The 14,819-nt window shown below is 39.8% G+C and carries 15 protein-coding genes; 7 read left to right on the top strand and 8 right to left on the bottom strand.

The genetic code is table 11. The features are described 5' to 3' along the window. Positions 1-8 precede the first annotated feature (8 nt). Together FGL37_RS00630 and FGL37_RS00625 are read left to right on the top strand one after the other, a co-directional pair. Positions 9-1,583 (top strand): DUF6850 family outer membrane beta-barrel protein, encoded by a 1,575-nt coding sequence (locus tag FGL37_RS00630; RefSeq protein WP_028071447.1) that lies wholly within the window; start codon positions 9-11, stop codon positions 1,581-1,583. Positions 1,584-1,596: 13 nt separating this feature from the next. Further along, positions 1,597-2,742 (top strand): cytochrome-c peroxidase, encoded by a 1,146-nt coding sequence (locus tag FGL37_RS00625; RefSeq protein ID WP_028071446.1) that lies wholly within the window; start codon positions 1,597-1,599, stop codon positions 2,740-2,742. Positions 2,743-2,972: 230 nt separating this feature from the next. Here the strand turns inward: FGL37_RS00625 and FGL37_RS00620 are convergent, their stop codons facing one another. From FGL37_RS00620 to FGL37_RS00600, 5 genes are all read right to left on the bottom strand, one after another. Further along, positions 2,973-3,665: a hypothetical protein gene (locus FGL37_RS00620; protein WP_028071445.1), complete on the bottom strand. Its 693-nt coding sequence runs from the start codon at positions 3,663-3,665 to the stop codon at positions 2,973-2,975. A 346-nt stretch (positions 3,666-4,011) separates the two neighbouring features. Next, on the bottom strand, positions 4,012-4,323 hold the full coding sequence (locus tag FGL37_RS00615; protein WP_028071444.1) for a TFIIB-type zinc ribbon-containing protein: 312 nt from the start codon (positions 4,321-4,323) through the stop codon (positions 4,012-4,014). Between the two features lie 145 nt (positions 4,324-4,468). Beyond that, a complete protein-coding gene (locus FGL37_RS00610; RefSeq protein ID WP_028071443.1) occupies positions 4,469-5,248 on the bottom strand; it encodes a TerC family protein in 780 nt (259 codons plus the stop codon). A gap of 13 nt (positions 5,249-5,261) precedes the next feature. Next, entirely contained in the window at positions 5,262-5,492 is a 231-nt protein-coding gene (locus FGL37_RS00605; protein WP_028071442.1) for a hypothetical protein, read from the bottom strand. A gap of 513 nt (positions 5,493-6,005) precedes the next feature. Further along, entirely contained in the window at positions 6,006-6,467 is a 462-nt protein-coding gene (locus tag FGL37_RS00600) for a VOC family protein (protein WP_028071441.1), read from the bottom strand. 298 nt (positions 6,468-6,765) lie between these two features. On the opposite strand from FGL37_RS00600, the gene FGL37_RS26065 reads away from it, so the two are divergent. The 5 genes from FGL37_RS26065 (at position 6,766) to FGL37_RS00575 (ending at position 12,034) form a co-directional block, all read left to right on the top strand. Then, positions 6,766-6,966, top strand: a complete 201-nt coding sequence (locus FGL37_RS26065; RefSeq protein ID WP_081817973.1) for a winged helix-turn-helix domain-containing protein — start codon at positions 6,766-6,768, stop codon at positions 6,964-6,966. Between the two features lie 276 nt (positions 6,967-7,242). After that, positions 7,243-7,695, top strand: a complete 453-nt coding sequence (locus FGL37_RS00590; protein WP_028071440.1) for a carboxymuconolactone decarboxylase family protein — start codon at positions 7,243-7,245, stop codon at positions 7,693-7,695. A 101-nt stretch (positions 7,696-7,796) separates the two neighbouring features. Next, on the top strand, positions 7,797-8,549 hold the full coding sequence (locus tag FGL37_RS00585; protein WP_028071439.1) for an SDR family oxidoreductase: 753 nt from the start codon (positions 7,797-7,799) through the stop codon (positions 8,547-8,549). A gap of 82 nt (positions 8,550-8,631) precedes the next feature. Then, positions 8,632-9,303 (top strand): succinate dehydrogenase cytochrome b subunit, encoded by a 672-nt coding sequence (locus tag FGL37_RS00580; RefSeq protein WP_028071438.1) that lies wholly within the window; start codon positions 8,632-8,634, stop codon positions 9,301-9,303. Between the two features lie 94 nt (positions 9,304-9,397). Then, positions 9,398-12,034: a sigma-54-dependent Fis family transcriptional regulator gene (locus FGL37_RS00575; protein WP_051607235.1), complete on the top strand. Its 2,637-nt coding sequence runs from the start codon at positions 9,398-9,400 to the stop codon at positions 12,032-12,034. Positions 12,035-12,119: 85 nt separating this feature from the next. Here FGL37_RS00575 and FGL37_RS00570 read toward each other — a convergent pair whose 3' ends face one another. The 3 genes from FGL37_RS00570 to FGL37_RS00560 form a co-directional block, all read right to left on the bottom strand. Further along, the gene (locus tag FGL37_RS00570; protein ID WP_028071436.1) at positions 12,120-12,617 is read right to left on the bottom strand and encodes a hypothetical protein; all 498 of its coding nucleotides are present in this window, start codon (positions 12,615-12,617) and stop codon (positions 12,120-12,122) included. Between the two features lie 10 nt (positions 12,618-12,627). Further along, positions 12,628-13,104, bottom strand: a complete 477-nt coding sequence (locus tag FGL37_RS00565) for a hypothetical protein (RefSeq protein WP_138096629.1) — start codon at positions 13,102-13,104, stop codon at positions 12,628-12,630. Positions 13,105-13,306: 202 nt separating this feature from the next. Continuing rightward, positions 13,307-14,515 (bottom strand): tetratricopeptide repeat protein, encoded by a 1,209-nt coding sequence (locus FGL37_RS00560; protein WP_138096627.1) that lies wholly within the window; start codon positions 14,513-14,515, stop codon positions 13,307-13,309. Between the last annotated feature and the right edge of the window lie 304 nt (positions 14,516-14,819).

Raw genomic sequence — 14,819 nt, 5'->3', positions numbered from 1 at the left:
GAAGACAAATGAAAAATTATATTCAAGTTACTTTGTGTCTATTTGTTGTTTTTTTCTCCCAGTTTGAGACCAAAGCGATAGCAAGACAAGATACCGTACTGTATATTCAGCATATTGATCAGGACAGCATACAGTTGCGTTTACGGCAATACGCTGTCGATAACCCGATGTGGCTGGAAAAGAAAGTGCCGCAGCGTTATAGCTTAATTCGCATGGCATACAATTCCACCTCTGGTGATTATCACCGTGCCCAGGACGCACAGCGGGTAAATACGCTGGATTTTGGTTCGGAGGGCGCCGTCACCATCAAGGATGTGCGCTTGTGGGGGCGTTTCAATTATACAAGATCCGTGGAGGATAGCACGCGGTTTGCGCATCAGACCAGAGAAAATCCCTCTTCGCCCTGGTATTTTGGTTCCTATGGTTACAATCATTATGAACGAACGACCTATCGTATCCAGGCGCGGGGACATCGTTATTTTGCAGACAGAAAATATGCTGTCTTTGGTGGATTCGATTACCAGGTAGCAAATCATTTTAGCAATAATGATCCGAGAGGTAGCATCCGCGTAGCGCAACTTAACGGTACGGTCGGCGGTAGTATGCGTATAGTCAAAAACGTTGATATTGGTATCGAAGGGCGGTATGGTTATGGACAGGAGGACGTTGAAATAGCGTACAAAAACGGAAATTCGGCGACAAGCGCTGTGGAGTCGCCCTACATGAACTATATTATCAGAGGATATGGATGGAAAGTCAGCGACTGGCTCCTGGAGCAGAAGATGTTCTATCAAAATGACATGAAGCGCTTCGGTAGTAAGGTTTACTTGTCATGGAATTCTTCGGTAGGGGACTTTTATGGCAATGCAGCTTATTTACGTGAAGAACAGAAGTATAGGCAAACACTGCGCAACGAGTCCCGCGTCAATGAACTCAGTCAGTATAATTTAAATCGGCTAGACTACAATTTGGTATGGCAGCTGTCAAAAGGAAATCATTTCTATATGGCATCGCTTGATTGGTCCAGCACACGTGGAAAGGACTGGATAACAGAAAGTGGCGATGCACAGAATTATGTTTACCAGAATGACAATGGAGCACTGAATGTATCTTATATGCTGGCCCGGAAGAAGTGGCGACACTACTACGGAGGTAAAATTGGTCTATTGAATGAAATCAGAAGGGATGGCGGCACTGGCACAAGTCTGGACTACGAGCATGTAAACTATCAGCTCCATGGAGCGTGGACCTATACAACTACTGCGAATCAAGAAATAGAATTTGGACTCACAGGTTCTCTTCGCCACAATATAGGTACATCTTGGTCTCTACCGTTAATCAATGAAAATGTATTCCATCAATATGTTTTTTATCATGATATCCTTTATCATCGTGCAAATGTATACGGTGGCAAAGTAAAATTGGGTTTCAAACAACGTTTAAGAAAGGGAAATTTCATTTCTCTGGTAGCAGATTATTATTATCAAAAGGCGGGGCGTTTATCTGATCTGGATCGCACCAATCTTGCCCCTATAGGAACAGTCAGGAAACAGATGAATTTAATGCTGGCATATGGATTTTAAGAGACTGCACTCGATGAAGAAGAAAACACTGATGGTTATAGCTATCTTTATTGCACCTCTGTTGATTTCGGCATTTGCAAATCGCGCTGAGGAGCAGGAAGATCTACAGGAATTGCGCAAACGCTACAGCAGTGGGCGTCAGGAATTATGGCCCAAACCACATATCGACGCATCTGTAAGATCTAATTTTACGGATATCGGGGTATTGCCTCCAGTAAGCTATCCAGCTGATAATCCTTATAGCAAGGAAAAATCGCTGCTCGGGAAGCTATTGTTTTTTGACCCCAGACTTTCAGCATCCAAGCAAATCTCCTGCGCAAGCTGTCATGATCCCCAATTGGGATTTGGAGACGGAAAAAGTCTGGCGCACGGTCATGGAAGACGAGAGGGCAAAAGAAATGCGATGACGCTGTACAATGTTGCATTTTACAGAACTTTTATGTGGGATGGCCGAGCAAAAAGCCTTGAGGATCAAGTGCTGTTGCCGACACAGGATCCTGTGGAAATGAATACGCCGCTGGATACTTTAGTAGCACATGTTAAAGCTGTGCCAGGCTATGCGGGATATTTCGAACAGGCTTTTGGGGACAAACAGATTACACTGCTCCGCATACAACAGGCGCTTGCCACCTTTGAACGTGGTATCGTTAGCTATCCAACAAAATTTGATCGATTTGTGCAGGGACAGGCCGATGCACTGAACGATCAGGAACTTACCGGTCTACATTTGTTTCGGACGAAGGCACGCTGTATAAATTGCCACAATACACCTTTGTTTTCTGACAATCTTTTTCATAATGATGGACAGACACTATACGGGACCAAACAGCAGGATTTTGGCCACTACCATCTTACAGGCAATCAAAAAGACATTGGCGCATTCCGTACACCATCGCTTCGAAATGTAGGCCTGACAGGTCCTTGGATGCATCACGGTAATTTTCCAACGTTGCGTGATGTCGTCGAGCTCTATAATCTTGGCAATCCAGCACCAATACAAAGGCATGTGAAAATTGATGAAAAGACAAGACCCATACATTCACCATTGTTAAAAAAATTGAATTTATCGAGGCAGGAAGTTGACGCTGTCATAGCATTTCTGCAGGCTTTAAGTACACCGACACAACGCCGGATTGCGATGCCGGAACTTCCGCAATAAAAGGTGAAGATCAGCGTGTCAATATACGTGATGACATGAAGTTTTTTCAACAATAGTGTTATTGGAATTTGCTAATCGTTCATCGGTCGAGCCAATGAACGATATTAAGCAGAAACTGTACATTCCCCTTTTTTCACTTTTAATGCCATGGAGTTGGGCAGAAAATCGAAGGTAAGCACCGTTGCATTAGCAGATAATCATTATTTTCGTGTCTTTTTTGAATAGGATGATTAATCAGTCTTCAGCCAAAGGTCTTTTTCAAAGCATGTCATCTGCTCCACCTTTCCATTGGAAACAGAAAATGTCAAAGGAAAGGTGCCATCTTCGTTGAGGAAGAAAAGTTCAGCTCGTGGAGTAAAAGAAATTGTTTTGCTATCCCATAATTGTTTAAGGATTAAACCCTGTTCTGAAGGCTCTATGATAATTTTAAAATTGTTGTCGTTGGCCATTCGGTAAGTTCCGGCAAGCTTTTTCAGTTGAGATGCGGTTAGCGTTATAATTTTAGTAGGGTCAAATGGTACACGCTCACATACAATTCTGCCCAGGATCTTAGTTTGGCTAAAATCTCCTGAGCTATTTTTTAAGAACTCAATTGTATAGCCTTCGTTTTTGGATTCAAAATGCGTGTCATCTTTACGGACAAGCTGATATCTTTTTTTCTGATCCCATAGCTGTGTTGCATACAAGCTATTATCTTGCTCGTCGAAAGCAATGAAAGCTACTTTGTTGGGTAGTTGATAGTAACCCAGAAATGATTTCAGTGGCGTCGGATTTTGCTGCTGGGAAGCATTTGCTGCAACAGTCTGCGTGAATGCATTATTGTTGGCTAAAAGACAGCATGCTCCCGTGAGAAAGCCGTATGTTGCTTTGGAAATTTGGCGTATTGCTTTTGCGCGGATACTTGGTTTAATTTGTTGTATCATAATTTTTTGTGTTGATATGATACAAGATTAGGTCTTTTTGATAGGATAACAGTCCGAATGGATGCAAACGAACAAACTTCACTTTCCCTGGTTAGTTTGAATGATCAGATTATCGGTAGATTCTACAGCATATATTGACCGTTGTGTTAAAGTTGCGTAACCAAGTGCCACTGTGCCCATAAAATATAGGATTGGTGCAAGGGAGTCAACGAACAAATGAACCAACGCCAGCATACGGACAACGATCATAAATAATAGTGCGATCAATAAATACTTCAACCACATCATGTTGATCTATTCCGTATAGGAAGACAGCTTCTTGTTTTAAAACTCTTTTAGACTCTTTTTAGTCAAAATCAAAGAGATCAGAGAGAAAAGATTTCTTCTTTCGCCCATGTGGATATTTGTGATTGTCCGTATAGCGGTCATTATCACGGTAGCGCTGTTGAGATTGATAGTTTTCTCTTTCGTACTTATTGTAATTGTTAGCATCGTTATCGTGAGCTTGGCTACTGTCGATATTATTGCTGGCTTGTTCCAGTAATTTATCCAGTTCTCCTTTATCGAGCCATACCCCTCTGCAGTTTGGGCAGTAATCTATTTCAATTCGGTGACGTTCCGTCATCAGCAGTGTTTCGTTACAGTTTGGACATTTCATATTTTATGAATCTTAATGAATTTACAATATAATTAAAATTATAGAACCAATTACCTTGTCACTCTATAATTTAGCAATTTTTAACGTAGTGATCTCAGTTATCAATTTTTCGGAATTATATAAGCTATGAACAATAATATCGGACTTATACGCTAGTAGGGTTTGAATCTGAAATTTTTTTTAACGCCTTATTTTCCGATCGTATATTTAAGAATTCAACTAGGACAGAAAATGCCATAGCAAAATAAATGTAACCTTTTGGAATATGCTGGTCGAATGCTTCTGCTGTTAAAGAAACACCTATAAGCAATAGAAATGCTAAAGCCAGCATTTTAACCGATGGATGGTTATTTACAAATCTGCTAATAGGTTCTGCCGAGAACATCATAATTGCTACCGCTACGATTACTGCGGCGATCATTACACCGATTCGATCTACCATTCCTACTGCTGTGATCACCGAATCGAGGGAGAATACAAGATCAAGGATAAGTATCTGAATAATGATGTTAGAAAAAGTTACCTTTTTGAGTTTTGTTGTGCCTGTTTCTATATGCCCTTCGACACGATGGTGGATTTCGGTTGTGGATTTATAAATAAGGAACATCCCTCCGAAAAATAATATAAGATCCCGGCCTGAAAGCGAAAGGTATCTTATTATTGACGGATTATCCGTATTGAACCAGCCCGCAATATCCAAGACTGTAGTTGTTAGGCCCATGACCCATTTAATCGAAAATAAGAGCGCTACGCGCATCACCAACGCTAATGCAAGACCTAACTGCCGAGCCTTTTTTTGTTGTTCGAGCGGAAGCTTACTACTTTGTATTGAAATAAATACGATGTTGTCAATGCCCAGAACAATTTCTAGCACAGTTAAAGTAAAAAATGAGATCCAAATTTGTGGGTCAGTAATCCATTCCATAGCTGATGATTTTTTATTTTGTTAATTTCCCCATTTCATCAATAGTTCTTGCGTTGAGTTGCGTTAAGATGTTCTTTTTCAGGAAACGAGCAAGTAGAAATAGGGATATTGCTATTAATATGGAAAAAATTACTGGAAGCAACACCCCTTGTGTAACATCCATAAGAGCGAGGATGAGTGTCAAAGCTAATAAGCTCGATGCCAATTCGGCAGAATACGGCTTTTTGGTGTTGTTATTTTCCATATTATATCTATAAGCTGAATCGTACACAGAATGTTTTGGATTTTTATAAAATCCACTTTGTATAGTGTCAGATGTAAGATGTTGACAAAATTGAATTAATCCTTTGCCTGTATTATAATCAATCGAAAAATATTAGGATGTTTGGCTGTATTTGCTATTGTCTGTTTCGCAGGATATACCAGGGAAAAAAGTATAATTTTCTCTATTATAGAACCCATCAAGTTGAAAAAGATATTATGACAATCGAAGTTATCGGCAGATAACGCTAGCTTTCATGGATGGCAGAGCCATATTGAGACTAGGAAAATCAGCGGAGCAAACATAGGTTGATCCAGATGAGCCATTTGGTGTGACGCATACTTTTTCTTCAGTTGCTGATGCGGTAGAATTTGCAGAGGCGACCTTCAAAGGGTCTCCTCATAAATATACTGCTGCATGCCCCACACTGACACGGGACGTTTATTTTTTCGGTTTACACCAGTGCTGGAACATGGATTTTGTCGCTGCCTAGTTTTAGAAATCGGCAATAATGATCTTTTTCATTCCCATCATTTTTTTGAATGCGCCGGGTCTTTTGTTGAGTTCCTCCCAATTTTCAGGACAAACCTGCCAGCTTAACCCATATTTGTCTTTCAGCCATCCACAGACGCTCTCTTGTCCTCCATCCGATGTAAGTGCTTCCCAATAGTAGTCTATTTCAGCTTGGTCTTTACAGGGGATCATCAGCGAAATGGCCTCGTTAAATTTGAATACTGGTCCGGCATTGATCCCGATGAAACGCATTCCCAGAATCTCGAATTCTACGGTCAGCACTTTTCCGGCAAAATCCTTCTGGAAATCCGCCAGTCCTTCGTTTTCTGAATTTGGGTAATACGTAATATTGATGATCTTGCCATCTTTGAAAACCGATAAATAATACTCTGCGGCTTCCTGTGCGTTGTTGTCAAACCAAAGGTTTGGAATTATCTTTTGCATAGCTTTATATTTTTTGGTTATTTTTTCTTTTTTTGTAGAGCCTATAATTGATACACTTCTATTCCATTCTTACCTGAATTTTGATCATTTGCAGTCTTACAAATCTAACAGATTCGTTCTTCGATCGACTTGGCATAGGATAAGAAATAAAACTCGATAAAACGTCTCTCATGTCGTTCGCGGTCGAATATACTGTTTGATGTCCTTTTTATGGTTCCAGAATATGTTTTATAAAGCATCGTCCAATTGTGAAGATAAATTTGATAAATATAACAACAAAGCTTTTGGGGATAAATAAATTCATTTTGGCGCGGTCCAATTCGATCCCGAGCAAAAACAGTTAAAGATAAATAATGAAATTGTTGACCTGACTCGAACAGAAGCGAGGCTATTCCATATTTTCGCGGGATCTCCGAACCAGATACTACCTAGAGAGCGGTTGCAAAAAGAAATATGGGAAGATGAAGGGTGGAACCCGATCCTCATGTTAACATCGTAGTCGTTCGTAGCAAAGGGTATAAGCTCGAAGCTACTGCCTCGTGTTTGTGCCAATGAAATTCATTTAGCTGATCGCGTTTATAGAAACGACTGTAACGGTTTAATGATGCTGTGTCATTAAATATAGTGACACCTATGGTTATATCACTATATATCGTGTAGGTCTAAAGCTGTTTTGTTTTATAATTATTTGATTTTTAGAAGTATATATTTTTTGGCCTTTCTGTTGATACTGTCCATACAAATAAGAACTGTTCATTTAATAACAAACAAAACAATGCAAAAACGGATTAATATCAACTCTGCTGAGCCTGAAGCTTTAAAAGCGATGATGGGGCTTGAAACTTATCTTTCTAAAGTAGATATTTCTAAATCTTTGAAAGAACTGATTAAAATTAGGGCATCGCAAATCAACGGCTGCGCCTATTGTATTGATATGCATACCAAAGATGCTTTAAAAAACGGTGAAACTAACCAACGTATTTTCCTATTAAACGCATGGCGTGAAACAGGAGCCATATTTACTGACGAGGAAAAGGCCGTATTGTCAATTGCTGAAGAAGTCACTTTGATCCACCAGCAGGGGCTTACTGATGAGACCTACAGCAATGCACTTAACTATTTTTCAGAAAACCAGATTGCTCAAATCGTCTTAGCAGTTGTGACTATAAACGCCTGGAATCGAATTGCGTTAAGTAGCCATCTTCAGGTAGGTAATTCATTTGCGTAAACATAAAAGGATCGGGGAGAAAGCTTTGATCTCTCTTTTTTACGAATCAATATCGAATATCAGCACATGATAGCATAATTGTTAAACATAAATTTAAAAACATGAAAATTTTAGTCATTGGAGGTACTGGGCTGATCGGAACAAAAACCGTCGCAAAGTTAAGAGGCTTAGGGCATGAAGTTATTGCGGCATCACCTAATACAGGTATCAATACGATTACAGGCGAAGGCTTAGCGGAAGCAGTAAATGGCGCCGAAGTTGTAATCGACCTAGCCAATTCTCCGTCCTTTGCGGATAAGGAAGTGATGGATTTTTTTGAAACTTCTGGAAAGAATTTGTTAGCCGCAGAGATCAATGCGGGAGTCAAGCATCATATTGCCTTGTCTGTTGTAGGCACGAGCAGACTCCAAGCAAGTGGTTATTTTAGAGCGAAGCAAGTGCAGGAAAATCTAATTGTGGAAAGCGGAATTCCTTATACGATTATACATTCTACACAATTTCTTGAGTTTTTGGGCGGCATCGTTGCATCCTCACAGGACGGCAATGTGATCAATTTGTCGACCGCACGTATACAGCCTATCGCAGCTGAGGATGTCTCTTCTTTTGTTACCGAGTTTGCACTTGGTCAGCCAGTTCATGGAATCGTTGAAATTGGAGGACCTGAACAATTTGAGTTAGCAAATTTAGTTAAAGAATATTTGGTCAAAACCAAGAGCCCCAAACAAGTTGTAGGGAATAAAGACGCCTTATATTTTGGTTCGCCCTTGGAAGAGTTTACGTTAATACCTGCTGAAGGGGCGAAATTGGGTAAGCTTACGTTCGAAGAATGGTTCCGTCTGAACGCTCAGAAATAGCACGTTCTATCCAAGAGCATCCCATGCTCTTGGATATTGCAATAGTGCAATGTTATTCATCAAACAAATTTGAAATCACAATATGAACGGCTTTTATAAAACGTTTACGAGCTCAATAGGCCGAAAATTCACTATGGCATTGAGCGGACTTTTTCTCATCAGTTTTTTGCTGGTACATATGTCAGTAAATGCCCTCATATTTTATAATGACGGTGGTGTTACCTTTACCATTGGTGCACATTTCATGGCTACAAATCCAGTTATCCGGTCTTTGGAGATCGTTCTTATCATTGGATTTATACTCCATATAATACAAGGATTACTCTTGTGGAAAAAGAATCGAGAAGCGCGTCCCATTAAATATGCTTATCCACTAGCAACTCCTAAGGTTACATGGTATAGCAAAAGTATGACTCTATTGGGTACACTTTTGCTTCTGTTTTTAGTGGTCCATACCTCCAACTTCTGGATTCCCAATCGTATGCATCAGTTCCGTTATGACGAAGAGTTACCACTATTTGATATGATGCTGGAGAAGTTTAGTAACCCTGTCGAAGTGCTGATTTATTTATTGGGTTGTGTATCCTTATTCTGGCACCTATTACATGGTTTCAATAGTGCTTTCACTTCATTAGGTATATCCCACCGGCGGTATAATAGATTTATAAAATGGATGGGCATAAGCTTCTCAGTTGTGGTGCCATTCGTGCTGTTTTTAATGCCATTGTCCATTTATTTTAAGTGGATAAATTAAATAGGCAGATTTCGTATATTTAGAATCATAGCCGATTCATCAAATGTATTAGGAAAACCGGGTGAGATGCTGTAAGACAACACTTTTATATATCATGAAAGCAAACAAAAAGATCTGTTATCCAGATGGTCAGGACCAGCAGAGCATTTCATATTACCAAAAAGAACGGGAAATTCTCTTGGCGTTAGGCAATGATTTGACTAAAGTCCGGGAAAAAAATGACCTCATTCGGCTTTTTAAGGAAGGTATAAAAGGGCTATATTTTATTACCCATACTATTGTGACAACTGTCGACTACAAAGACGATACCTACAGTCCCTTTCTTCTTGACAACGATGGATCGCCTATTCGGGATCACCCGCGTTATATGGAGATGGTAAACGCTCGCTTTCCTCTCAATGAACCGTTTATTCAGGCTGTATTAAACGCTGATAAGCCTGTGTCGTTTGTGTTATCGGATATTATGGATAGTCCTGAGAGTCCTGCATTTTTACGGGTCAATTTTGAAAAAGGTGTACGGGAAATATTAATGGCGAAATTGGTGCGAGAAGGACGTCCTATCGGTTTTCTACACATTTATACTAATCAGGAAAATGGTTTTAGCCAAAATTTTAAAGATGTCATTGTCGGCATTATTCCCCAGATATCGAGTGCAGTTTCTAACATTGTAAAAAATGAGGAGCTGCTGAAGAGAGAAAAAGAGAAGACGTTTCTGCTCGAATTCAGCAGCAGGGTGGCCGCTGTTCGTACAAAGCAAGAGCTAACGGAAACGGTCCGGGATGTGTTGAAACAGCTTAGTCCCACAGGTAGTTTTGTTATTAGGCGGATTTGCGGCGATACAAGATCTTTTACCGAGCCATACATTTATAATTTTGGCACACATCCCGTGCCGAAGCCGAAATTGGATTGGTTCCAATCCAGGCTACCCTTAAATGATGGGTTACAGAATCGTATTCTAACAAGCGCGATTCCTTTGCTATTTGAGGTCGATCGCGAAGTTCAGCGTGGCATTACCTCTGGCTATCTCCGCTACTGGAAGTCATTGGGCATAAAGACATTCACAGGGATACGGTTGCGAAATGGTGAGACAAATTTAGGCCTGTTATTGTTGGAAACTGCAGAAATCAATATCCCCTTACTGCAGAGCATCTGTGCACAGATCTCTACAGCTATTTCCAATACCTTGGCCAATGAGCAATTGGTAAAAAAGCAGGAAGAGCAGTCTTTTCTATTGGATTTCAGCAATGATATTACTCAGTTAAGGACAAAGCAGGATTTGCATGCAGCCATCAGTAGGGTATTGGACAAAACACTGTCTACGAGATTGTCGATGATTCGTGTTATCGAATCAGATGGCATTCACCTCTCTCCCTTTATGTATGATGATGCGCTATTTGCCGATGCTAAAAATGACTTTGGAAGAATGGTAAACAATCTGATTACGATAGACGAATTTTACACTTCCCAAGTACTGGCCAGTAATGACGGCCTCGTGTTTAATGTGGATGAGGAAATAAAAAAAGGGAACGATTACGCCCGATTATGGAAGGCTACAGGGCGGAGAAATATGTATGGCTTGCCATTGCGTATCGGTAACAAGAATATTGGTACAATATGGTTATTAGCTGATCAGCTCAATAAAATGCTCATTAAGGGCATATGTTCACAGATCTCTATTGCTATCGATAACATTCGTGCTAATGAGCAGCTACTGGCGTACAAAAAAAATCTGGAGATAGAGAATGATTATTTAAAGGAGCAGATCAAGACGATCTATAATTTTTCTGAAATTATAGGCAGTGGAGAAGCTATGCAGCAGGTCTATCACCTGATGGCGCTTGTAGCGGGCTCCGGTACCACCGTTCTGGTTACCGGAGAGACAGGGACAGGAAAGGAATTGATCGCAAGGGGTATTCATACGACTTCGGACCGAAAAGATAAAGTCATGGTTAAGGTAAATTGCGCTGCCTTACCTGCTCATTTAATCGAAAGTGAATTGTTTGGGCACGAAAAAGGAGCATTTACAGGTGCTGTTGAACGCCGTATAGGCAAATTTGAACTAGCACACCGAAGCACACTTTTTTTGGATGAGATCGGAGAACTTCCTTTGGAAGCACAATCAAAATTGTTACGCATCATACAGGAACGCGAACTAGAGAGGATTGGGGGGCAACATACCATTAAAGTCGATGTACGACTTATCGCTGCTACTAATCGCAATCTGGAGGAAGAAGTAAAAGCAGGGCGGTTTAGGGCCGACCTATATTTCCGTCTAAATGTTTTTCCGATTCACTTACCTGCGCTTCGTGAGCGACTTGAAGATATCCAACAGCTAACCGATTTTTTTATACAGAAATATAGCCGTAATACGGGACGTAAAATTAAGAAAATAATGCCACGGGCAATTCAGCAGCTGTGTAGTTATAGCTGGCCTGGAAATGTGCGTGAGCTTGAACATTTGATCGAAAGATCCATTCTTTTGAGCACATCAGAGACAATTGACCATGTTGACCTTCCACAGTTACATGTCGAGTCTAGATCAGACGATTTTCAATTTTCAAACTATTCGCTTGATGAGTTGGAGCGCAATTATATTATTCAGGTACTAAGACGCTGTTCGGGGAAGATTTCCGGTCCGGGAAGTGCTTCTGAAATTCTGAAAATTCCCGGTAACACCTTGCATTCGAAAATCAAAAAATTACACATTAAGAAAAACGAGTACTTCGTATAGTGGATTTTAGTCTTTATACGCTGTAACGTGCTTTCTTTGCAGTGTCCTACACGCTTATGTGGCGAGCTGAATGAAACTAAGAGATTTATGAGATCGGACGTCCCATTAATATTTTTGATGATATCTTTTTATGCAGAAAGTATTTTCCCTTAAGCGGTTTTTTATCAAATAAGTACAAATTCATTAGATCAAATTGAAGTATACCCGATTCGCACTCATCGACCACACCAGTATCGATTTGGATCGGAATAATTACTTTCTCATTTTCTTTTCCCAGTGATTTCAGGTCCATATATAGCGATTCGAAATCTATATTGTCCCGTATTCGTTGCACCTCCTCTATAAATTGGGGATAGGCACTGTCTGAGAAACGGAGCGAGTTTATTTTTCCGGATTGATCAAAAGAAATGACCATTAAGGTTAATACGGGAATACACCTTTCCTGTAATTGTGGCGGGTACTTAAAATTTCTAAGGAAAGAATTTTCAAACGTCTGATAATTATCGATTTTTCCTTTATCCTGAGCGTACACGCTATGGATCGTGATATATAAGATGATCAGTATGGATTTGACGGTTCTCATTTTTTACGCATTAGTTGTTTATAACCATAAGGACAAGGGGAGAATAAAACCAAAAGTCACTAAGTGCTTGTTGTCCTTTGAAATTATATAGATCTTGAGATACTTTACTTTTAGGATCTGAAAACACGTGGGATACCCTCGCTATTTTGATCTCAACAGGAATCATGATAGGTATATCATGGTTTTCAATGTTCAGATCCTTATATACTACGTCAAAATCTAACTTATCTTTAATTCTTAAGATTTCTTTAATCATAAGCGGATGTGCACTGTCAGAAAATTCCAAGTCGTATTGCTTTGCTTTCTTGTTATACTGCACTTTTAATGTGAAGAATGACGGAAGAGAGGCTTTCTCTAGATCAATTGGGTACCTAATATGTCTAACAAAACTTGATTGTAATTTTGACCAATTATTATATGCATCCTGGCTGTAAACGATATGAACAGTACACATGAGTATAGCAGCAATCATTACTAGTTTTTTCATATCCATTGACATTTTTTCCTTTATTTTTCATTCATAATCTGCCATTACAATTGTCCTTTCGTTAGCATTAGGGAAAGTTGCGGTATGATTCGAAAAATGACACATGAATGCTAATCCGCCAGTGTGATAACACCCTTGCTCCATCCCTTTATTTTTTCGACCTTCCTGAGCATACATTATTTTAGTTATCGCATTTAACAGACTATGGCGCTGCCAGTTTTAGCTTTACACGATCATATATCACTTTGTCTACAAAGTTTAGTTCAGCCAGATGATGTTGCACAAATTCCCAACAACGTTCCTTTTTTATTGGTTTTCCCTTGCGATGATAGACTAAAGATAAGTACATGGCGGCTAGTAATGTTTCACTGTTTACATAATCAAAATTCATTTGCGGCGACAATACTTCCTCACCACGGTCCCATTCTTCATTTTCGATCAAAAGACATCCCCAGGTATGGCGGACTGGATCAAATTCTGGTAGCAGGTGAAGAGCCTTGGTCCCAAAGGAAGTAGCTTTCTCGATATCATTCTGAACCAAGTAAATATTCGCATAGAGATTATAAAGATATCCCGCCAAAGGTTCGACTTCCTTCATCGTTAAGTGATCCTCTATTTCTTTCAGAAGGAGCAATGCTTCGTCAAAATCCCCAAGATGGGTGCGGCATAGTGCAATATTCAATTTGAGGGAGTAGGTAATAGACGGCACGGATTCCGAACAGATCTGAAGACATTGTTGAAATTGCGCCAATGCCTTATCATATTGATGCTCTAGCACATAATCCTGTCCTTCCAGGCTCAGGTTAATAGCCTCATGACTCATCTCTCTTTTATATTTCCCTCGCAGTATGTTCAAAATAATGCGACCATCTAGGTCTGTTGGAAAGCCATTTATTTTTTTTCTCAATGGCAATAGATTCCCTAGACCAACGAGTAGCTGTAAATAACCAAACAATATGGAAAAAGCAATAGTTTCTGTAAAATCTATTGTAAATGGAACCAGGGTTATAATGGTAATTCCGATAGCCATATTGACCACAGGTCCACCCAATACAGCTACAAATGTCCTAAGGTTGTAATACTTGTCATCCCTGATATTGAGGATAACGTGACCTCCTTGAAACTCGGAATTAAGATTCAGCTTACTTTTGAAGAAGTGCGTACGCATCAGCATATGTCCTGTACCGATAACAATACGTTTCGGATATTCACCTACCAGTCTTGTAAAAAACCAATGTCCCCACTCGTGGGCAATTAAAGCGATCGCACTAGCCATCAGAAGGAAGGAATAGTTTAATGCCAGCATTCCGAAGCGATGATATGGTGTGGGCATAAACGATAAAATGGCTCCGATAAGGAGGGCCCCCCAACCATATTTGGGCATGAACGCAAATAATAATTTTTTAGTCATGGGTAAGGTTTATATAGTCAGTTTATTCCCAGTTTTCCAACTTCGTTTTATCTTTGAAAAAATCTATTGAAATCGGAAACAGTTCTTCCGAAAACCCATTGTAATAGACAATATTTTTCCCATTTTCCGCTAACTTCATATAGCTTGAACCTCCCGAATCGTAGAAAAAAGGCTTTCAATATAGTTCTTTTGCATTTCTTGCTTATCTTTTTTGCAAGCAGACAAAATTGCAAGCATAAATATGCAAGATGATTGGATATGGAATTCATAAATTAAGGATAATACTTTTCTGCTTCTAAAATAA

The organism is Sphingobacterium thalpophilum (assembly GCF_901482695.1).
Classification (GTDB): Bacteria; Bacteroidota; Bacteroidia; order Sphingobacteriales; family Sphingobacteriaceae; genus Sphingobacterium; species Sphingobacterium thalpophilum.
This window is presented reverse-complemented; position numbering and strand designations above follow the sequence as displayed.